Source organism: Pseudomonas sp. FG86, from assembly GCF_057808775.1.
The window spans coordinates 1-19,216 of the sequence record NZ_JBMDIS010000082.1; the positions used below are offsets into that span (position 1 = coordinate 1).

Sequence of the window (19,216 nt, forward strand, 5' to 3'; positions counted from 1 at the left end):
TCAGGAAACACGCGTTATCGTTGACGTTTTTCGCGAGCAAGCTCGCTCCTACAGGTGTGTGTGATCAATCGTGGTGAACCTTGGCACGCTTGAGCAGCTTCTTGCAGCGCTCGGACAAATGCAGCACCCGCAGATGCTTGCCGGCCTTGCTGTAGCGCTCGCGCAGGGTCATCAGCGCGGCAATCGCCGAGTAGTCGACAAAGCTCAGGTGGCGGCAATCCAGGGTAACGTGCGCCGGGTCGTTGGCGGGGTCGAACTGGTTCAGGAACGGCGTGGTCGAGGCAAAGAACAACGTGCCATGCAGGCGGTAGAGCTTGCTGCCGTCGTTTTCCAGGTGTTCATCCGCATACAACTCCCGCGCCTGTTGCCAGGCGAAGTTCAGCGCTGCGATCAGAATGCCGCAGAGCACCGCCGTGGCCAGGTCGGTGAACACGGTGATCACGGTCACCGCGAGAATCACCAGCACATCATTGAGCGGCACCTTGTTGATCACCCGCAGCGACGCCCAGGCAAAGGTCTGCTGCGACACCACGAACATCACGCCCACCAGCGCCGCCAGCGGGATGCGTTCAATCAGCGGTGACAGAAACAGAATGAACAACAGGATCATTACCCCGGCAAACACGCCGGAGAAACGCCCGCGCCCGCCGGAACTGAGGTTGATCACGGTTTGCCCGATCATCGCGCAACCGCCCATGCCGCCGAACAGGCCCGAGACCATATTCGCCGCGCCCAGGGCCACGCTTTCGCGGTCCGGGTAGCCACGGGTCTCGGTGATTTCGTCGGTAAGGTTGAGGGTCAGCAGGGTTTCCAGCAGGCCGACCATGGCCATCAGGAACGCGTAAGGCGCGATGATGCCGAGGGTGTCCAGCGACCAGGGGATCTGCGGCAGCGCGAAGGTGGGCAAGCCACCGGCGATGTGGGCCATGTCGCCCAGCGTGCGTGTTGGCAAGCCCAGCAGGTACACCGCCAGGCCCACGCCAAGAATCGCCACCAGCGCAGGCGGCACGGCACGGGTGACGCGCGGCAGCAGGTAGACGATGGCCATGGTCACCAGCACCAGGCCGCTCATCACATACAGCGGCGTGCCGCTGAGCCAGCGTTCACCGCTCTTGAAATGCTCCAGTTGCGCCAAGGCAATGATGATCGCCAAACCGTTGACGAACCCCAACATCACCGGGTAGGGCACCATGCGCACCAGTTTGCCCAGGCGTAGCAGGCCGAACGCAACCATGATCAGCCCGCCCAACAACACCGTCGCCAGCAAATACTCCACGCCGTGTTGCACCACCAGCGCGACGATCACCACCGCCATCGACCCCGCCGCCCCGGAGACCATGCCCGGCCGGCCGCCGAACAACGCGGTGAGGGTGCAGATGATGAAAGCGCCGTAGAGTCCCATCAGCGGGTTGAGGTGAGCCACCAAGGCAAAGGCGATGCATTCGGGCAGCAACGCGAAAGACGTGGTGAGGCCGGCCAGTGCATCGGCGCGCAGTCGGGTGAGGTTCATGAGGTACCAGGGCATTGCGGGAGATAAGGCGGGGAATGGTACGGAATTGAGCGCGACGGGACCAGATTTTTAAGGCAGGCAACTCCCTGCGGCAAGTGGGCTTGTTGCAATGCCAGTCAGTTAAGGAGCAACACTGTCACTGTGGCGAGCGGGCTTGCCCCGCCTTGGGCTGCGAAGCAGCCCCTGTCAGAGCAACCGCGTACATCCAGACAGAAATGCGGTGAATGGTTTTGGGGCTGCTGCGCAGCCCAAGGCGGGGCAAGCCCGCTCGCCACAACAAGCCTGCTGCCACAGTAAGCCTGCTGCCACAACAAACCCGCTTGCCATCAGTGAATGGCAGAAAACCTAGACCATCTCGTGGCGAATCCACTCCACCACCGACGTGCGCTTCGGCGCCCAGCCCAGCAACTCGCGGGCATGCTTGCCGCGCACGCGGCTGTTGGAGCCCAGGCCATAGTTGGCCATTTCATAGCCCCATTCGGCTTCAGCCTCGGCCAGTGGCCAATCCTGCGGCTTACCCAGGTTCAGGGCTTGGGCGATCGCGGTGGTCATGTCGATAAACGAGGCCTCGCCGCTTTCCACAAAGTAGAACGTCCCCGGCACATTCTTCGTCAGCGCCAGCAGGTACAGCGCCACCACGTCTTCAATGTGCACGTTGGACCAAATGTTTTGCCCCGTCCCCACATGGCGCACCACCCCACTCTTGCGCGCCTGCTTGAGCAAGCGCGGCAATTGCACACTGTCACGCTTCACGCCCAGGCTGTGGCCGTAGATCAGGGTGTTGCAGATCACGGCCGAATTCACGCCGTCGCGGGCAGCCGCCAGGACCAGGTTGTCGATGGCCACGCGTGCAGCCTTGTCGACGGTCGGCTCCGGCAGGTTGTCTTCGAAATAGATGACATCACTGGCCTTGCCGCCCGACGCATCGCCCACAATGCTCGAACCGCTGGTATGCAGGAATGGCTTGTTCGAGCCTTTCAACGCAGCCAGCAGGGTTTCCACCGCGGCACGGTGGTCGCTGCTCGCGGCATTGATCACCGCATCGGCTTTGTGCGCCTGCGCGGTCAATACGGCGGCGTCATCGAGGGTACCGATCACCGGGTTGATGCCCAGGGCGGTCATTTCAGCCGCTTGCCCGGCGCTGCGTACCAGACCGGTAACCGTGTGGCCGGCCTTGACCAGGCCAGTGGCGATGGAACCGCCGATAAAACCGGCTGCGCCGGTAATGAATACGTTCATGGAGAGTGCTCCTGACGGGGTAAGTGATGGGTCCATTGTTACGGACTCATCCCTGCCGAATAAGCCCGCAGCGCCCAATTCACTCTTGCGTGACGGTCACGAATCAGCAGGCATACCGCGCCAGCTTGGCTTGGATGAAGTCCAGGAAGCACTGGATGCGTAAGGCCAACTGCGAATTGCGGTAGAACACCGCATGGATCGGCTGGCGATAGCCACTGTTGAACGCCTCCAGCACCGGCACCAGGCGCCCGGCATTGATGTCGTCGACGGTCATGAAGTTGGACAGGCAGCAAATGCCCTGTCCTTCCAGCGCCAGCTGCCGCAAGGTTTCACCGCTGGACGCAGCAATGCCGGGCTGGATCAGCCAGCGGTCACCTTCCACATGGCGCAGGGGCCAATGGTTGAGGGTTTCGGTCTGGGTGAAGCCGAGCAAGGTGTGGTCGGCCAGTTCGGCAACCGTCGTCGGCGCACCATGCTGCTTGAGGTAGGCGGGGCTGGCGAGGATATGCAGCGGCGACCAGCCGAGGGAGCGCGCATGCAGGGTGGAGTCGGCCAGGGCGCCAATGCGAATGGCGATGTCGGTGCTTTGCTCCAGCAGGTCGATGATCAAATCATCGCTGTTCAGCTCCAGCTGGATGTCCGGGTACAGGCTGCGAAACTCAGCGATGTACGGCACGATCCCATGCAGCATGAACGGCACGGCGGCGTTGATACGCAGGCGCCCGGCCGGATTTTTCTGGCGGGACGACAGGCGCTCCTCCAGCTCGTCCATCTGCGCCAGGATCAGCTTGGCCTGCTCGAAGAAGTACTTGCCCTCCTCGGTCAGGTCCATGCGCCGCGTGGTGCGGTTGATCAGCGTGGTCTCAAGCTTGGCTTCCAGGCGCGACAGCGTGCGGCTGACCGCTGACGGCGTCTGCCCGACCTGTTCCGCCGCCGCGGAAATCGAGCCGCACTCAATCACGCTGACGAAGATCTGTAGCTCATCGGATCGGGCTTTCACAGGCGGTCCTCATTATCGGTTCAGCGCAGCTTACACCGGGAGGTTGAACACCTGCGCCAGATGCTGCTCGTAGCGCGCCACATCGGCTTCGATGGCCGGGCGTTTCATCACGTCCACGCAGAGGAAGGTCGGCAGGCCGGTCATGCCGAGGAACTCGTTGGCTTTGTGGAACGGGAAGTACACCGCGTCCACGCCCTTGGCTTCGAAGAAGTCAGTCGGGTCGTCAAAGGCTTGCTGCGGGGCGTTCCAGGTCAGCGACAGCATGTACTGCTTGCCCTGGATGAGGCCACCGCTGCCGTATTTCTGCGAGGCGTCGGAGCGGGTGCGACCATCGCTGGCGTACAGGCTACCGTGGCCTTCGGTGAAGACTTCGTCGATGTACTTCTTGACGATCCACGGCGCGCCCATCCACCAGCCAGGCATCTGGTAAATGATCACGTCGGCCCAGAGGAACTTGGCGACCTCTTCGGCCACGTCGTAGCCGGCATCGATATGGGTGACTTTGACGTCGATACCGCCTCGGTCCAATACCGCCAAGGCGGTGTCATGCAGGGTGGTGTTGTAGCGGCCATCGGAGTGGGCGAACTTTTTGCCGCCATTGAGCAGGAGTACTTTTTTCATGGGAAGCGTCCAGAAGGTTGAAAATGTCTGGGCGCAGACTATCGGCCTCGGCCCCTTGGAATAAGCCACCACTGAGCAAAATACTTTTGACCAGAAATCACGAATACCTCAATCATTGTTAACCGCTGATCAGTAGATGCCCGCCCAACAAGGCCATACCGATAAAAAACACGCGCTTGAACAACAGCGCACTGATGCGCTGGCGCACCACCTGGCCCAGCCACATACCCAGCAGCGCCGGCACCAGCGCCAGCAACGAGGCACTGACTTCTCCCCCGCCCAAGGTGCCACGCCAGGCCAATCCCGCGGCCAACGCGAGGGTCGACACGCTGAACGACAGCCCCAACGCCTGCACCAACTGATCGCGATTCAACCCCAACGCTTGCAGGTACGGCACCGCAGGGATCACGAATACGCCCGTCGCCGAGGTGATCACGCCGGTGATCAGCCCACACAGCGGGCCCAGCCAGCGCTCGGTTGGGGCGTTGACCTTGAACGTGGGCAGGAACAGTCCGCTCAGTGCATACGCCAGCAACGCCGCGCCCAACGCGCGCACCACCCATTGCCCGCCGTCCATTCCCAGCCACACCGTGCCCAGCCCGGTACCGAGGAAAATCAGCAGCAACATCGGCCACAGGCGCTTGAGCAAAGCACTCAGGTGCCCGCCGAATGCCAATTGCCACAGGTTGGTGACGGTCGAAGGGATGATCAGCAACGCCGCAGCCTGCGCCGGCAACATAGCCAGGCCGAGCATGCCCATGGCCACGGTGGGCAGGCCGAGGCCGATCACGCCCTTGACGGTGCCAGCCAGCAGGAAGGTGCCGATCACCAGCAAGGTAAGGGCGAGGCCGAGGTTTTGGTAAAACGCGAGGAGGGTATTCATAGGCCGATTGTGCGACTTTTCGATAAGCTCGGAAATTCGCCATATACTGAGGCAGCCTCTTGTTTTGCATGAGGCTGAGGCCTCATCGGGAGCAAGCTCCCTCCCACACTTGGGCTGCATTTCAAATGAGGGAGGGGCGGTGCGAGGCGTCGACTTGCTCCCGATGAGGCCAGTCCTATCACCCGAGCAATCAGCCATGCACTTTGACCTGATCGACCTACGCCTCTACCTGCACGTCCTCGACACCGGCAATATCACCGCCGGCGCGGCCCGCAGTCATTTATCCCTGGCCGCCGCCAGCGCGCGCATCCGGGCGATGGAGGCCTCGTTGGGCATCGAGTTTCTCGACCGTGGGCGTCGAGGCGTCACCCCCACACCTGCGGGAAAAGCCTTGGCCCGTCACGCCCGCCTGCTGCTGCAACAGGCCGAGCACCTGCAACAGGACCTCGCGGAATACGCCAACGGCGTCAAAGGCCAGGTGCGCCTGCTGTGCAACACCACCGCGCTCAGCGAATACCTGCCGGAACTGCTCGCGGACTTTCTGCGCGAACACCCCAACCTCGATATCGACCTGCAGGAACTGCCAAGCCTGCGCATCACCCAGGCCTTGCGCCAGGGCACGGCGGACCTGGGGATCATCTCCGACGCCGTGGACGCCCACGGCTTGCAGACCCTCGCGTTTCGCGACGATCCACTGGTGCTGATCATGCCGCTGGAGCATCCGTTGACGGCAGCAAGTACGGTGAGTTTTATCGACAGCCTGCATTACGACTATGTGGGCCTGGCCGCCCACAGCGCGCTGGCGGTGTACCTGGAAGAACAGGCGTTGCACGCGGGGTTTCGCTTGCAAACGCGCATCCGTGCCGAGGGCTTTGACGGGGTGATGCGCATGGTTGCACGCGGCGCTGGCCTGGGGATCGTGCCCCAGGCGGCGCTGGCCCGTTGGCCGTTGGAGCGGCGATTCAAGGCCCAAGCGTTGCGAGAAGATTGGGCCTGTCGAACACTGCTGTTATGCGCGCGCTCGTTCGACCACCTGCCAGGTTACGCCAGGGCCCTGTTCGACGCCTTGGCCCTGCCCTTGCGGAAAAACCCGTAATACACCGCCGACAGGATCAGCAGGAACGGCACGCCAAATACCAACGTCATCTTGAACGCCCCGGTGAAATAGGTGGTGATCATCACCGCGCCCATCAGCAGCAAGGTGATCAACGCACCGATGGCGTAGCTCACCCGTACGCTGGGGCCGGCATAGCCGACGGCGTTGCACGGTCTAACTGTTGTCACAGATCCCCTGTGGGAGGGGGCTTGCCCCCGATAGCGGTGGATCAGCAAACATCCAAGTGACTGACACACCGTCATCGGGGGCAAGCCCCCTCCCACATTTTGATCTGCGTTATCTTCAGGTGACGCTGTGGCGGACTTTGAATTGCGGTTGGTCCCAGGTGCGGTTGTCGAGGATTTCACCGAGGATTTCCACGGCATCCCACACCTCGGTAAAGCTTGTGTACAACGGCGTAAACCCAAAGCGCATGATGCGCGGCTCGCGGTAGTCACCGATCACACCACGGGCGATCAACGCCTGGATCACCGCATAGCCTTCAGGGTGCTCGAAGCTCACATGACTGCCACGCCGGGCGTGCTCACGCGGGGTGATCAGTACCAGCTCATGGGCAGCACAACGAGCCTCCACCAACGCGATAAACAGGTCAGTCAACGCCAGGGACTTGCTGCGCAGGCTGGCCATATCGGTCTGTTCGAAAACCTCCAGCCCACACTCCACCATCGCCAGCGAGGTGATCGGCTGGGTGCCGCACAGGTAGCGGGCGATGCCAGCACTCGGCGCATAGGTGGACTCCATGGCGAACTGCCGGGTATGCCCGAACCAGCCCGACAACGGCTGCCGCACCACATCCACCAACGCCGGGTTGACCCACACGAATGCCTGGGAGCCCGGGCCGCCGTTGAGGTATTTGTAGGTGCAGCCAATCGCATAATCGGCACCGGCCTGATGCAGGTCGATGGGCACCGCGCCCGCCGAATGGGCCAGGTCCCAGAGGCTCAGCGCGCCGCACTCGTGGCTCAGGGCGGTCAGCGCCTGCATGTCGTACATGTAGCCGGTCTTGTAGTTGACGTGGGTGAGCATCACCACCGCCACGTCCTGGTCGATGGCCTGGGGCAATTCGTCCGGGCTGTTCACCAGGCGCAGGGAATAGCCCTGTTGCAGCAGCTCGGCCAGACCCTCGGCGATATACAGGTCGGTCGGAAAGTTGCTCGCCTCGCTGACGATCACCTTGCGCGCAGGCGCGCGTTGACGCTGCACGGTCAACGCGGCGCTGAGCACCTTGAACAGGTTGATCGAGGTGGTATCGGTGATCACCACCTCACCGTCGCGCGCGCCGATCAGCGGTGCCAGGCGATTGCCCAGGCGCTGGGACAAATCCGCCCAGCCGGCGCTGTTCCAGCTGCGAATCAGGCCATTGCCCCACTCTTCGGCAATCACCGCCTGCGCCCGCGCCAAGGCCGCCACCGGGCGCGCGCCGAGAGAGTTACCGTCGAGATAGATCACGCCCTCCGGCAAGGCGAACTGACGACGCAGCGGCGCCAGCGAGTCCTGGGCGTCGAGGGCTTGGCAATGGCTTCGGGGGGTCATGGGCTGTCCTGGCTTTTAGGCTGAAGATGCTGCAAATAATGAACGAAGCTTTAGAGAATTTTCGTGCAAAGTGGTGGGTAACACGCTAATTAAGCTGTAGGAAATTCGAATTTAAACCGAAAATACGCGGATTTATGCCAACCATGATTCTCGACGCCACCGACCTGCGCCTCCTGCATTTCCTGCAACAGGATGGCCGTATCAGCAACCAGGAACTGGCGGAAAAAGTCGCGCTGTCACCCTCCGCCTGCCTGCGCCGCCTGCGCTTGCTGGAGAGCGAAGGCATCATCAGCGGCTATCGCGCGGTGCTGAATGCCGAGCAGTTGGGGATCGAGTTGGAGGCCATCGTCCACCTCTCCTTGCGCCAGGATGTGGAGGATTGGCATGAGACGTTTATCAAGAAGGTGCAAGGCTGGCCGGAAGTGGCCAGCGCCTACGTGATCACCGGCGCCAGCAACTACGTGCTACGGGTGCAGGCGCGCAACCTCAAGCACTTTTCGGACTTTATCGTGAACCACCTGAACCGCACGGCGGGGGTGATGGATATTCGCTCGGAGATCGTGTTGCAGAAGATCAAGGATCGGGATGAGGTGTTGGATCTGGTTGTGCGTAAGTAGGCCGACGATGCCTTTTGTAGGAGCGAGCTTTCTCGCGAAACAGGTACATCCAGCGCAGCGATGCGCCTGAAATACCTTCGCGAGCAAGCTCGCTCCTACAGGGGGCGTCTACTACGGCGTACGCGGCGTCGAAGACTTGTGCGAAGCGGCGCGCCTCCAGGCTCGCCCACTTTCGCTGCACCGAAGTCCTGAGCAACCCTTCGCCCGCATGGTCCGGCAAGCGTGGCTACCTCACCGAGCATTTTGACCTGGCCGAATTACGCGACAGATCGGCCGATATGTACGTGTGCGCCCCCCCCGCCAATGGTCGAATCCGTCCAGCAATGGCTGGTGGATCAGGCACTTGATGGCGTTCAGCTGTATTACGAAAAGTTCACGCAGAGTAATATCTGACCCCTCAGCACTTCTGAGGGGCGGGTTCGGCGTGTAATCAACCCCGAGAAAAACAAGTAGAAGGGAATGTTAATGGCGGATGACATGGTTAACCCGGTAGGCCTCAAGCGTGGCCTGAAGAACCGGCATATTCAGCTGATTGCCTTGGGAGGGGCCATCGGCACGGGGCTGTTCCTCGGTTCGGCCGGGGTGCTCAAGTCGGCGGGGCCGTCGATGATCCTGGGCTACGCGATTGCCGGTTTCATCGCGTTCCTGATCATGCGCCAGCTGGGCGAGATGATCGTTGAAGAACCGGTGGCGGGTTCATTCAGCCACTTCGCGCACAAATACTGGGGCGGTTACGCGGGCTTCCTGGCGGGCTGGAACTACTGGGTGCTGTACGTGCTGGTGGGCATGGCCGAACTGACGGCCGTGGGCAAGTACATCCAGTTCTGGTGGCCAGAGATTCCAACCTGGGTCAGCGCACTGGTGTTCTTTGTCGCGGTGAACCTGATCAACACCCTGAACGTGAAGTTCTTCGGTGAGGCTGAGTTCTGGTTCGCGATCATCAAGGTGGTGGCGATTGTCGGCATGATCGTGCTCGGCTGCTACCTGCTGTTCAGCGGCACCGGCGGCCCGCAAGCCTCGATCAGCAACCTGTGGAGCCACGGCGGGTTCTTCCCCAACGGCGGCATGGGGCTGTTGATGTCCATGGCGTTCATCATGTTCTCGTTCGGTGGCCTGGAGCTGGTGGGCATCACTGCCGCCGAGGCCAGCGAACCGCGCAAGGTGATCCCGAAGGCGATCAACCAGGTGGTGTACCGCATCCTGATTTTCTACGTCGGTGCCCTGACCGTGCTGCTGTCGCTGTACCCGTGGGATCAACTGCTGCAAACCCTCGGCGCGTCGGGCGATGCCTACAGCGGCAGCCCGTTTGTGCAGATCTTCTCGCTGATCGGGAACGACACCGCCGCGCATATCCTCAACTTCGTGGTACTGACCGCGGCGCTGTCGGTGTACAACAGCGGCGTGTACTGCAACAGCCGCATGCTGTTCGGCCTGGCCGAGCAAGGCGATGCACCCAAGTCTCTGATGAAACTCAACAAGCAAGGCGTACCGTTGCGGGCCCTGGGTATTTCGGCGCTGGTGACGATGCTGTGCGTGGTGGTCAACTATGTGGCACCGAAAAGTGCCCTGGAGTTGCTGTTTGCGCTGGTGGTTGCCTCGCTGATGATCAACTGGGCGCTGATCAGCATCACGCACATCAAGTTCCGCAAAGCCATGGGTGAGCAAGGCGTGGTGCCGTCGTTCAAGACCTTCTGGTTCCCGTTCAGCAACTACCTGTGCCTGGCGTTCATGCTGATGATCATCAGCGTGATGCTGGCGATTCCTGGGATTCGGGAGTCGGTGTATGCGATGCCGGTGTGGGTGGGGGTTATCTATGTGGCCTACCGGTTGCGAGTGAGTAAGACGAAAGCGGTCGCCGCTGCGCAGTAATATCCATGTGGGAGGGGGCTTGCCCCCGATAGCAGTGTGTCAGTCACTTATGTGTCCACTGACCCTCCGCCATCGGGGGCAAGCCCCCTCCCACATTTGATTGCGTTTACAGCGTGGAGCGTACTCGCCACAGCTCGGGGAACAGCACCGTGTCGAGCATCTTGCGCAGGTAACCCACGCCTTCGGTGCCGCCAGTACCCGGCTGGAAGCCGATAATCCGCTCCACCGTGGTCACATGCCGGAAGCGCCATTGGCGGAACGAGTCCTCCAGGTCGATAAACTTTTCCGCCAACTGATACAGGTCCCAGTACCGGCTTGGGTCGCGATAGACCTCACGCCATGCCGCCTCCACGGAGTCATCATGCACCGTGGCCGCCGTCGGGTCGCGCTCGGCACGTTGGGGATCAATCGCCAGACCCGCCTTGGCCATCAGGTTGATCGCCTCGTCGTACAGCGACGGCGTGGCAATCGCCACCTGCAACTCCTGCAACAACTCAGGCCGATGGGCATGGGGCCGCAACAGCGCCGGGCTCTTGTTGCCGAGGATGAATTCGATCTCACGGTACTGGAACGACTGGAACCCTGATGACTGCCCCAGGAACGGGCGAATCGCCTTGTACTCCGACGGCGTCATCGTCGCCAGCACCGCCCAGGCGTGCACCAGTTGATCGAAGATCCGCGACACCCGCGCCAGCATCTTGAACGCTGGCGGCAACTCGCCCAGGCGCACGTGTTCGCGGGCGGCCTTGAGTTCGTGGAGCATCAGTTTCATCCACAGCTCGGAGGTCTGGTGCTGGATGATAAAGAGCATTTCGTTGTGGTCTGGCGACAGCGGGTGCTGGGCACTGAGGACTTTGCCCAGGTCCAGGTAGTCGCCATAGCTCATGGACTCGGAAAAATTCAGTTCGGCGTTATGCCATTCTTCCGGGGGTTGGTAATCAGCTGAGAAAGGACATTGGCTCATCGCGTGGGCTCCTTGAGCGGGCGGAGAATGGCACGGACCGGGCTGGCGTCGAGATGGGCAAACCGCAGGGCAGCGCGATGAGTTCATAGTCGCCCTCCGCTACGTCATCGAGCACGATGCCTTCGAGAATCGCCATGCCATGGCGGGCCACGGCGTTGTGAGCATCCATGGTCTTGGACTGTTGCGGGTCCAGGGACGGGGTGTCGATACCGATCAGGCGCACACCGAGGCCGGCGAGCAGCTCGATGGTTTGCGGGGCGATGGCGGTGAAATTCGAATCCCACTCGGTCAGCGGCGCTTGTGGATAAGTGCGCAGCAACACGCGCTCGGGCAAGTTATCCACACGCCCGTCCAGTTGATGCGGCTGCACCAGCGCGCCGCTGTCCAGGCAATGCAACACGCGGCACGGGCCCATGTACACGTCCAACGACACTTCGCCAATCGGTGCACCCTGCGCGCTGTAATGCAGCGGGGCATCCACGTGGGCGCCAGTGTGCGGCGACAAGGTAATGCGCCCGACATTCACCGGACACTCCGGGCCGAACTGCCATACACGCTCTTCCTGGAACGGCGTATCCCCCGGCCAGGTCGGGGTCGCCGCGCTCAAGGGTGGGCTGATGTCCCACCACGTTTTTATTGGGTTCATTTCAAGGCTCTCGGTCGGTACTGAGGTGAATGATACGAGGGCCAGCTGTGAATTTTCTTGCGAATTCCTGCGCCAGGCCGGAAATATTTCGCACTTACTGCGAAGAAACGGCTTATTTACGCTCAGAAGTATCGCCTGGCCACAGAGGAGCGGCCACCAAGGATTAATGCCGGCCAGTTAAGCGTACATAGCCTCCTGTAGGAGCGAGGGGGACGCCTAGTTCTTGCTCGCGAAAAACCTCAACGATAACGCGTGTTTCCTGAACGAACGCGGCGTCTGTGAGTTCTTCGCGAGCAAGCTCGCTCCTACAAAAAAGCCTTCCACACTGACTTCGCGATGCCTCAACCATCGGACTCCCTGCGCTTCTGGGCATCCCGATGTCGAGTTCAGACCACTGGCGCAACGCCCAAGGCCTTAGGGTGCATCTTTCCATTCCCCGCCTCGGAGTCATCCATGTCCAAGCCCATCACCGTACTGCGCGACACCCACCCGCTGCCCGTCCTGGATGCCTGCAAATGGGAAAAGCTCGAAGGTGACCCGCACACCGTCAACCTCAACGCCTACACCAGCGAAGACGGCAGCAAGATCATGGGCACCTGGATCTGCACACCGGGCAAGTGGTATGTGGAATACGTGAAGTGGGAATACTGCCACTTCCAAGAGGGCTACTGCGTGATCACCCCGGAAGGCATGGAGCCGATCCACTTGCGCGCTGGGGATATCTTTGTGGTGGAACCGGGGATGAAGGGCACGTGGGAAGTGGTCGAGACGGTGCGTAAGTATTTTGTGTTTGCTTGATTCACTTCTACCGTGAACTGCTTTGCATTGTGGCGAGCCGGTTTACTGTGCCAAACCGGTTTACTGTGCAAACCGGTTTACTGTGCAAAACGGTTTACTGTGCAAAACCGGTTTACTGTGGCGAGCGGGCTTGCCCCGCGTTGGGCTGCGCAGCAGCCCTAAAACCATCCCCCCCGATCCTTCTGAACGATCGCAGTGATTGGATTGGGGCTGCTGCGCAGCCCAACGCGGGGCAAGCCCGCTCGCCACAGTCAGTCTACTTACCACAGTCAATCTGCTGACCACAGTAAGCGCAGCCCACACTACTTGGGTTTGCGGTAGCTGTTGATGATCGCCGAGAAGTCCTTGCCCCCTTCCCCACGCTGGCTCATCGATTGATACAACTGCTGGGCCACGGCGCCGAGGATCACCGGCTGGTGTGCCTGGCGCGCGGCTTCGGTGGCCAGGCCGAGGTCCTTGAGCATCAGGTCGGCACCAAAACCACCGGTATAACCACGGGATGACGGCGCCGTTTCGATCACGCCCGGCCAAGGGTTGTAGGTGTCGGAACTCCAGCAGCGGCCGGTGGAACTGTTGATGATCCCCGCCAGCACTTGGGTGTCGATGCCCAGCGCATCGCCCAGGGCCATGGCTTCGCTGACGCCGACCATGCTGATGCCCAGCAGCAGGTTGTTGCAGATCTTGGCGATCTGGCCGGTGCCGACGTCGCCGCAACGCACAATGTTGCGGCCCATCTGCGCCAGCACCGGTTGCAGGGTGGCAAACAGTTCCGCGCTGGCGCCGACCATGAAGGTCAGGGTCCCGGCTTGCGCGCCGCCAGTGCCACCGGAGACCGGTGCATCGGCGACAGCCACACCTTGCTTGGCCGCCGCAGCCGCGACATCGCGGATGGTCTGCGGGTCGATGGTGCTGCAATCCACCGCCGGCACGCCTTGGCCGATACCGGCTAAAACACCGTCTTCACCCAGCCAGACACTGCGCACATGGGCGGCGGCCGGCAGCATGGTAACCACCAACTCGGCGCCGGTAGCGGCATCCCGCGGTGAAGCGCTGATGCTGCCACCCAGCTCGGCCAGTTCCTTGAGTACCGCCTGGTTCAGGTCGAACAGGTTCAGCCCATGGCCGGCCTTGATCAGGTTGCGGGCCATGGGCGCGCCCATGTTGCCCAAGCCGATAAATGCAATCTTCATGGTCGTCTCCCGAATCAGCGCAGGTTGATGGTGGTGTTGACGCCATCATTGACCGTGTCGTCGTCGAACCAGCGGCTGGTGACGGTTTTGGTCTGGGTGTAGAACTGCACCACTTGCTTGCCGTAAGGGCCCAGGTCACCCAGTTTGGAGCCACGGGAACCGGTGAAGCTGAAGAACGGCACCGGCACCGGGATCGGGATGTTGATACCGACCTGGCCCACATCGATTTCGCTCTGGAATTTACGCGCCGCCGCACCGCTCTGGGTGAACAGGCCGGTGCCGTTGCCGAACGGGTTGGCGTTGACCAGGGCGATGGCTTCATCGAGGGTGTCGACTTCCAGCACCACCAGCACCGGGCCGAAGATTTCCTGGGTATAGATCTGCATATCGGTGGTCACGCCGGAGAACAGGGTCGGGCCGACAAAGTTGCCTTGCTCGAAGCCCGGCACCTGGATGTCGCGGCCATCCAACTCCAGCTTGGCGCCTTCTTTCACGCCGCTTTCGATCAGTTCCAGGATGCGCGCCTTGGCGCGCTTGGAGATCACCGGGCCGACATCGGTTCCAGCTTCGCTGCCGGCATTGACCTTGAGCTTTTGCGCCAGCGCCTTGAGGTCTGGCAGCCACTGCCTGGACGCACCCACCAGCACCACCACCGAAGTGGCCATGCAACGCTGGCCCGCCGCACCGAAACCGGCACCGACCAGGGCATTGAGGGTGTGTTCGCGGTTGGCATCGGGCAGCACCACCGCATGGTTCTTCGCGCCCATCATCGACTGCACGCGCTTGCCGTGCTTGCCGGCCAGGTCGTACACATGCGTCCCCACGGCGGTCGAACCGACGAAGGACACCGCCTTGATGTCTTTATGGGTGCACAGCGCATCTACCACATCCTTGCCACCGTGCACGACGTTGAGCACGCCGGCCGGCACACCGGCTTCCAGCGCCAGTTCCACCAGCAGCATCGTTGACAGCGGGTCTTGCTCGGAAGGCTTGAGGACGAAGGTGTTACCGCAGGCAATGGCCATGGGGAACATCCACAGCGGAATCATCGCCGGGAAGTTGAACGGGGTAATGCCGGCGCACACGCCGATGGGTTGGCGCAGGGTATAGGTGTCCACCCCCCCGGCGACGTTTTCAGCGAACTCGCCCATTTGCAGGGTGCCGATGGAACAGGCGTGCTCCACCACTTCCAAGCCACGGAAAATATCGCCTTCGGCATCGGCAATGGTCTTGCCCTGCTCGGCGCTGAGGACCCCGGCGATGCGCTTGGAATGTTCGCGGATCAAGGCTTGCAGCTTGAGCATGATGCGCATGCGCGCGCCGATGGGCGTCAGCTTCCAGGTTTGGAACGCTTGATGGGCGGCGTCAATGGCTGCGTTGACTTCATCGGCGGTGGCAAACGGGACTTTGGCCAGCACTTGCTGGGTGGCCGGGTTGACGATGTCTTGCCAGTGGGTGGTCTTGGACTCGACCCATTCACCATTGATCAGCAACTTGACCTGTTGCACGGAAATATCGGCAGATGCGTTCATGTGGTCTCCAATCTTGTAGTTATGCAGAGACAAGGCGCGTGAATCGCCTTGGTAATGAGGCGTTCGGACTGTTTTTGGAGTATAGATGTGCAAATCTCTAATAAGAACGCACATAAAAGCCGGTCCAATATGCAAAAAAACATCACATCACTGGGCTCCCTGAACTGGGATGACCTGAAGTTTTTTCTCGAGGTGGCCCGCACCCGCAAGGCCAGCGTCGCCGCCAAGCGCCTGGCGGTGGACTACACCACCGTGTCGCGGCGCATCAGCTCATTGGAAGTGTCGCTCGGCACTCTGCTGTTCGAAAAATCCCGGACCAGCGGTTTCGTACTCACCCCCGAAGGCCAGCGTTTGCTGGGCTACGCCGAGTCCATCGAAAGTACCCTGCACATGGCCTGCGAGCAGGTATCCGGCTCCGGCGTGGCGTTGTCCGGCCATGTGCGCATGGGCTGCACCGAAGGCTTCGGCAGCTTTTTCGTCACCCCGCAGTTGAGCCACTTCGTCGACACGTATCCGGCGATTTCGGTGGACATCCTGCCCTTGCCCCACTTCATCAGCCTGTCCAAGCGCGAAGCCGACATCGTCATCGCCCTGGAACGCCCGGAACATGGGCCGTACGTGTGTTGCAAGTTGTGCGACTACAAACTGCAACTGTACGCGACCCAGGAATACCTCGACCAACACCCGCCCATCCAACGCCCGGCAGATTTGGCCGAGCATCCGTTTATCAGCTATGTGGATGACCTGGCGTTCAGCTCAGAGCTGCTCTACCTGGCAAACGTCGTACCGGGCGCCAGCGCCAGCTTGCGCAGTACCAGCGTGATCGCCCAGTACGTGGCGGCGCAGCAAGGGCGATCGATGGCGATATTGCCGTGTTTCCTGGCGGCACAGGACCCGCGCTTACTGCCGGTGCTGGGGGAACAGATTGCGATTACGCGGCAGTTTTGGATGTATTGCCGGGAGGATCTGCGGAAGTTGAAGCGGATTACCTTGTTGTGGGATTACATCAGGCAAGTGACGGAGCAGAACCAGGGGTTGTTGATGGGAGAGACGCGGGAGATGCGGTTTGCCAGTCAGTAAGTCTGCAAGGACTCAGGTGGGCAAATCCTAACGAGGTCTGGGAGGGTTGCTCTCGATAGCCATGTGTCAGCCCGTCCCTCGGGTTCTGTCACTCCGCTATCGGGGGCAAGCCCCCTCCCACAGGTTGATTGCATTTCAGATTAACGCGGGTGAAGCCATTCAGTCCGCGATCACCACGATCGACACCCGACGATTCTCGGTACGTCCCGCCGCCGTGTCGTTGGACGCCACCGGCTCGCTGCTGCCCAGACCGCGCAATTGGATGTTTTCTTCTTTCATGCCCACGCCGGTCAGCACGGTAGCCACGCTTTTGGCACGGCGCAGGGACAGTTGCTGGTTGTAGGTTTCCTTGCCCGAGGCGTCGGTATGGCCGTCGATGCGCACGCGTTCGATGCCGACGCCCAGCAGGGCTTTGCCGATGCGTTGGACGATCTCAGTGCTGGCGGGGTTGAGGGTCTCGACGTCGCTGCCAAACAGGACTTTGCCGGACAGGCCAAACGCCCAGCCTTCGTCGGTCAGTGCGAAGCCTTGTTGCTTGAGCACGACGATCTGCGCCGGGGTCAGCCCTTTGGGTGGGGCTGTCTGACATCCACTCAGGGCCAGCAGCGCCACAAACAAGGTGATAAACAGAACGCGTACAGTCGAGAACAAGGGACTAACTCCTGTGATGAACATTGACGGCGGGGCGCTCCGGCTCCGCTGTTTGCTGGCCGCCCTGGGACAAGCGCTTGGCCTGGTACATCGCCGCGTCGGCGGCGTTGAGCAGGGCACCTGGGGTGGCGCCATGCTCGGGATAAATGGCGATGCCGATACTGAGTGAGGTCAAGACCTGGGTATTGCCCGGTACCGGGATCGGCATGTCCATGCTGGCAATGATTTTATCGGCGATGCGTTCGGCGTCTTCCAGCTTGTGCAGCGGCGAGAGCAGGATAGCGAACTCATCGCCGCCCAGGCGCGCCACCAGGTCGTCCTCACGCAATTGCGCACGCACACGCTTGGCGACGGCCACAAGCACGGCATCCCCTGCGGCATGCCCAAAGCTGTCATTGATCTCTTTGAAGCGGTCACTGTCGAGGTAAAGCACTGCCACCTGCTCCTTGCTCTTGGCCGCACTGCGCAGCGCACGAATCAGGCGGCCCTCAAAGAATGCCCGGTTGGGCAAGCCGGTCAGGCTGTCGTGGTTGGCCTGGTGGGCAAGGGTTTCGTTTTCGCTTTGCAGGTGGGACTGCCAGGCCTCCATCTCGCCGAGCAGGGCATTGAAGTCGTTGCCCAAACTGTCAAGTTCGGCGATTTGTGCCGGTGGTACGCGGCGGTCGAAGTCGCGCTCCATACGGGCGGCGTGTGCCACTGCCGCGAGGCTGTGCAATGGACCGGTAATGCCCCGTAACAGGCGCCGTGCCAAATGCAGGGCGACCCAAGCGCTCAGCACGGTGCAAATCAAGATCCCGGCCAGACCGCTGAGCAGGAAACGCAACAGGCTACCGCCATGACCCGTCAGGTGAATGCTGCCAACGGTTCGCCCCTGGTGGATGATGGGTTGGCTGATGGGCTGTTCAAGCAGGGCGTGGGCCAGTTGCAGCTCGACCTTGGACAACATCCCTGTTTCCGGGCGTACCCACTGCGCCAACAGCCTGCCGTTGGCGTTGAAGACTTCAGCCTGGGCCACCTCTTCGGTGGACGCGATCAGGCTAAGGGCTTCGGTCGCCGCCGCGCTGTCGTTGAACACCACTGCGGCTTCTACGGTGTAGTTGATCGAGCGCGCGATCAAATGCAGGTTGTGTTCAGCGTACACTCGCAGCGCCAGCACACCGAGCAGGGTCAGCGACACACTGGCCAGGATCACCGCCACCAATGCCAGGATCAAGTGCCCCCTGCCAATCACGGAGCGCAGGGTCGGGCGTACTTTGACGGCTGTCATGGCGCGGCTGCTCGGCGGCGGGACAGTTGCAGCACACTGGGGTGAATGCGCACGCCGCTGCGTGCAACGGAGTCGAGGTTGACCTCGAACGACACCTGCTCGTCCTCCACTCGCAAACAGAACAGGCTGCCCACGGTGCACTGGTCGCCACCCTCGCTGATGCTGAGCACCGGGTGACCGCTGAGCGAGGCAAACAATTGGCTGCGTTCATCGGCGCTGAGTTTGCCGATGTACACGGCGTCGCAGGCATTGACGATATCGGGATGGTCGGCCAACAGCCGCCGCACCACTACCGGACGGCCGGTGGCCTGGGTGGTGCCCTTGACCAGGTCGTCGGTGTATTGGGTCGGCCCGACGATGCACAGGCGCAGTTGCGCGGGCTCCACCGGCCAGCGTGCGTAACTGAGGATGCCGAGCACCACCTGGGTGACCGCCTCGGCGCGTTGATCCGCCGGACTGGGAGCCTGGGCAAAGGCCTGCGGGGCGAGCACGCACAGAAGCGCCACAAGTAACAGGCGTCTCCAGTTGAAACGACGCTCTGTGGGCGAGACGGCCACGTTCATGCAGCGATTCTCTAAGGTGTTTTCGGGGTGATGCCGCAACGATAGCACAGCGGCGGAAAATCCCGCGAAGAGGGGCCTTCGCGGGGGTGGCTATTTTTTCAGAAAACTCAAACGTCTGAATCAGAAATATTGCATG

Annotated in this window: 17 protein-coding genes and 4 pseudogenes; 6 read left to right on the forward strand and 15 right to left on the reverse strand. The window is 61.5% G+C overall.

Features of this window, described 5'->3' with window-relative positions:
• Window positions 1-64 precede the first annotated feature (64 nt).
• The 5 genes from ACODSV_RS29805 to ACODSV_RS29825 all read right to left on the reverse strand — a co-directional run bounded on the left by ACODSV_RS29805 (window position 65) and on the right by ACODSV_RS29825 (window position 5,253).
• The gene (locus ACODSV_RS29805; RefSeq protein WP_150056457.1) at window positions 65-1,510 is read right to left on the reverse strand and encodes a SulP family inorganic anion transporter; all 1,446 of its coding nucleotides are present in this window, start codon (window positions 1,508-1,510) and stop codon (window positions 65-67) included.
• 345 nt (window positions 1,511-1,855) lie between these two features.
• Window positions 1,856-2,749, reverse strand: a complete 894-nt coding sequence (locus tag ACODSV_RS29810; RefSeq protein WP_041161024.1) for an NAD-dependent epimerase/dehydratase family protein — start codon at window positions 2,747-2,749, stop codon at window positions 1,856-1,858.
• Between the two features lie 103 nt (window positions 2,750-2,852).
• Window positions 2,853-3,749 (reverse strand): LysR family transcriptional regulator, encoded by an 897-nt coding sequence (locus ACODSV_RS29815; RefSeq protein ID WP_069077005.1) that lies wholly within the window; start codon window positions 3,747-3,749, stop codon window positions 2,853-2,855.
• 30 nt (window positions 3,750-3,779) lie between these two features.
• Window positions 3,780-4,370, reverse strand: coding sequence for an NADPH:quinone oxidoreductase MdaB (gene mdaB, locus ACODSV_RS29820; RefSeq protein WP_024077384.1), 591 nt, complete (start codon window positions 4,368-4,370; stop codon window positions 3,780-3,782).
• A 118-nt stretch (window positions 4,371-4,488) separates the two neighbouring features.
• The gene (locus ACODSV_RS29825; protein ID WP_150055781.1) at window positions 4,489-5,253 is read right to left on the reverse strand and encodes a sulfite exporter TauE/SafE family protein; all 765 of its coding nucleotides are present in this window, start codon (window positions 5,251-5,253) and stop codon (window positions 4,489-4,491) included.
• A gap of 196 nt (window positions 5,254-5,449) precedes the next feature.
• On the opposite strand from ACODSV_RS29825, the gene ACODSV_RS29830 reads away from it, so the two are divergent.
• Complete coding sequence (locus ACODSV_RS29830; RefSeq protein ID WP_150056506.1) at window positions 5,450-6,349, forward strand: LysR substrate-binding domain-containing protein; 900 nt, start codon at window positions 5,450-5,452, stop codon at window positions 6,347-6,349.
• Here ACODSV_RS29830 and ACODSV_RS29835 read toward each other — a convergent pair.
• From ACODSV_RS29835 to kynU, 3 genes and pseudogenes are all read right to left on the reverse strand, one after another.
• Window positions 6,295-6,456, reverse strand: a pseudogene (locus ACODSV_RS29835) (amino acid permease); the annotation flags it as partial. The gene ACODSV_RS29830 and the pseudogene ACODSV_RS29835 sit on opposite strands and share 55 nt — an antisense overlap.
• A pseudogene (locus ACODSV_RS29840) lies at window positions 6,433-6,513 on the reverse strand (hypothetical protein); the annotation flags it as partial. The pseudogenes ACODSV_RS29840 and ACODSV_RS29835, both read right to left, overlap by 24 nt.
• Window positions 6,514-6,652: 139 nt before the next feature.
• Entirely contained in the window at window positions 6,653-7,903 is a 1,251-nt protein-coding gene (kynU, locus tag ACODSV_RS29845) for a kynureninase (protein WP_150056046.1), read from the reverse strand.
• 143 nt (window positions 7,904-8,046) lie between these two features.
• Here kynU and ACODSV_RS29850 point away from each other — a divergent pair, with 143 nt between their 5' ends.
• The 3 genes and pseudogenes from ACODSV_RS29850 to ACODSV_RS29860 all read left to right on the forward strand — a co-directional run bounded on the left by ACODSV_RS29850 (window position 8,047) and on the right by ACODSV_RS29860 (window position 10,389).
• Window positions 8,047-8,520, forward strand: a complete 474-nt coding sequence (locus ACODSV_RS29850; RefSeq protein ID WP_003176072.1) for an Lrp/AsnC family transcriptional regulator — start codon at window positions 8,047-8,049, stop codon at window positions 8,518-8,520.
• Between the two features lie 106 nt (window positions 8,521-8,626).
• Window positions 8,627-8,913: pseudogene (gene antC / locus ACODSV_RS29855) on the forward strand (anthranilate 1,2-dioxygenase electron transfer component AntC); the annotation flags it as partial.
• 72 nt (window positions 8,914-8,985) lie between these two features.
• Window positions 8,986-10,389, forward strand: coding sequence for an amino acid permease (locus ACODSV_RS29860; RefSeq protein ID WP_024077391.1), 1,404 nt, complete (start codon window positions 8,986-8,988; stop codon window positions 10,387-10,389).
• Window positions 10,390-10,495: 106 nt separating this feature from the next.
• On the opposite strand, the gene kynA is transcribed toward ACODSV_RS29860, so the two are convergent.
• Together kynA and kynB are read right to left on the reverse strand one after the other, a co-directional pair.
• The gene (gene kynA / locus ACODSV_RS29865; protein ID WP_150054012.1) at window positions 10,496-11,353 is read right to left on the reverse strand and encodes a tryptophan 2,3-dioxygenase; all 858 of its coding nucleotides are present in this window, start codon (window positions 11,351-11,353) and stop codon (window positions 10,496-10,498) included.
• Window positions 11,350-11,999, reverse strand: a pseudogene (gene kynB / locus ACODSV_RS29870) (arylformamidase). Before kynB ends, kynA begins: the two are co-directional and overlap by 4 nt.
• A gap of 453 nt (window positions 12,000-12,452) precedes the next feature.
• On the opposite strand from kynB, the gene ACODSV_RS29875 reads away from it, so the two are divergent.
• Window positions 12,453-12,797, forward strand: coding sequence for a cupin domain-containing protein (locus ACODSV_RS29875; RefSeq protein ID WP_003230905.1), 345 nt, complete (start codon window positions 12,453-12,455; stop codon window positions 12,795-12,797).
• A 302-nt stretch (window positions 12,798-13,099) separates the two neighbouring features.
• Here ACODSV_RS29875 and mmsB read toward each other — a convergent pair whose 3' ends face one another.
• Entirely contained in the window at window positions 13,100-13,987 is an 888-nt protein-coding gene (gene mmsB / locus ACODSV_RS29880; protein ID WP_150055521.1) for a 3-hydroxyisobutyrate dehydrogenase, read from the reverse strand.
• 14 nt (window positions 13,988-14,001) lie between these two features.
• Window positions 14,002-15,519 (reverse strand): CoA-acylating methylmalonate-semialdehyde dehydrogenase, encoded by a 1,518-nt coding sequence (locus tag ACODSV_RS29885; RefSeq protein ID WP_069077011.1) that lies wholly within the window; start codon window positions 15,517-15,519, stop codon window positions 14,002-14,004.
• 129 nt (window positions 15,520-15,648) lie between these two features.
• Between ACODSV_RS29885 and ACODSV_RS29890 the strand changes: the two genes are divergently transcribed.
• Window positions 15,649-16,599: a LysR family transcriptional regulator gene (locus ACODSV_RS29890; protein WP_024077396.1), complete on the forward strand. Its 951-nt coding sequence runs from the start codon at window positions 15,649-15,651 to the stop codon at window positions 16,597-16,599.
• 159 nt (window positions 16,600-16,758) lie between these two features.
• Here ACODSV_RS29890 and yfiB read toward each other — a convergent pair whose 3' ends face one another.
• Genes yfiB through yfiR form a run of 3 tightly spaced genes read right to left on the reverse strand, consistent with a single transcriptional unit; the run spans window position 16,759 to window position 19,080 of the window.
• The gene (yfiB, locus tag ACODSV_RS29895) at window positions 16,759-17,250 is read right to left on the reverse strand and encodes an outer membrane lipoprotein YfiB (RefSeq protein ID WP_150054235.1); all 492 of its coding nucleotides are present in this window, start codon (window positions 17,248-17,250) and stop codon (window positions 16,759-16,761) included.
• Between the two features lie 4 nt (window positions 17,251-17,254).
• Entirely contained in the window at window positions 17,255-18,517 is a 1,263-nt protein-coding gene (gene dgcN, locus ACODSV_RS29900; protein WP_150095496.1) for a diguanylate cyclase DgcN/YfiN, read from the reverse strand.
• Window positions 18,514-19,080, reverse strand: a complete 567-nt coding sequence (gene yfiR / locus ACODSV_RS29905) for a regulatory sequestration protein YfiR (RefSeq protein ID WP_024077399.1) — start codon at window positions 19,078-19,080, stop codon at window positions 18,514-18,516. Before yfiR ends, dgcN begins: the two co-directional genes overlap by 4 nt.
• Between the last annotated feature and the right edge of the window lie 136 nt (window positions 19,081-19,216).

Excerpts from the sequence above, each read along its gene's own strand:
- ACODSV_RS29875 (WP_003230905.1), top strand. The coding sequence starts at position 12,453 with ATGTCCAAGCCCATCACCGTACTGCGCGACACCCACCCGCTGCCCGTC.
- kynU (WP_150056046.1), bottom strand. The coding sequence starts at position 7,903 with ATGACCCCCCGAAGCCATTGCCAAGCCCTCGACGCCCAGGACTCGCTG.
- ACODSV_RS29885 (WP_069077011.1), bottom strand. The coding sequence starts at position 15,519 with ATGAACGCATCTGCCGATATTTCCGTGCAACAGGTCAAGTTGCTGATC.
- ACODSV_RS29850 (WP_003176072.1), top strand. The coding sequence starts at position 8,047 with ATGATTCTCGACGCCACCGACCTGCGCCTCCTGCATTTCCTGCAACAG.
- dgcN (WP_150095496.1), bottom strand. The coding sequence starts at position 18,517 with ATGACAGCCGTCAAAGTACGCCCGACCCTGCGCTCCGTGATTGGCAGG.
- ACODSV_RS29890 (WP_024077396.1), top strand. The coding sequence starts at position 15,649 with ATGCAAAAAAACATCACATCACTGGGCTCCCTGAACTGGGATGACCTG.
- ACODSV_RS29830 (WP_150056506.1), top strand. The coding sequence starts at position 5,450 with ATGCACTTTGACCTGATCGACCTACGCCTCTACCTGCACGTCCTCGAC.
- ACODSV_RS29805 (WP_150056457.1), bottom strand. The coding sequence starts at position 1,510 with ATGAACCTCACCCGACTGCGCGCCGATGCACTGGCCGGCCTCACCACG.
- ACODSV_RS29810 (WP_041161024.1), bottom strand. The coding sequence starts at position 2,749 with ATGAACGTATTCATTACCGGCGCAGCCGGTTTTATCGGCGGTTCCATC.
- mmsB (WP_150055521.1), bottom strand. The coding sequence starts at position 13,987 with ATGAAGATTGCATTTATCGGCTTGGGCAACATGGGCGCGCCCATGGCC.
- ACODSV_RS29860 (WP_024077391.1), top strand. The coding sequence starts at position 8,986 with ATGGCGGATGACATGGTTAACCCGGTAGGCCTCAAGCGTGGCCTGAAG.
- kynA (WP_150054012.1), bottom strand. The coding sequence starts at position 11,353 with ATGAGCCAATGTCCTTTCTCAGCTGATTACCAACCCCCGGAAGAATGG.
- ACODSV_RS29825 (WP_150055781.1), bottom strand. The coding sequence starts at position 5,253 with ATGAATACCCTCCTCGCGTTTTACCAAAACCTCGGCCTCGCCCTTACC.
- yfiR (WP_024077399.1), bottom strand. The coding sequence starts at position 19,080 with ATGAACGTGGCCGTCTCGCCCACAGAGCGTCGTTTCAACTGGAGACGC.
- mdaB (WP_024077384.1), bottom strand. The coding sequence starts at position 4,370 with ATGAAAAAAGTACTCCTGCTCAATGGCGGCAAAAAGTTCGCCCACTCC.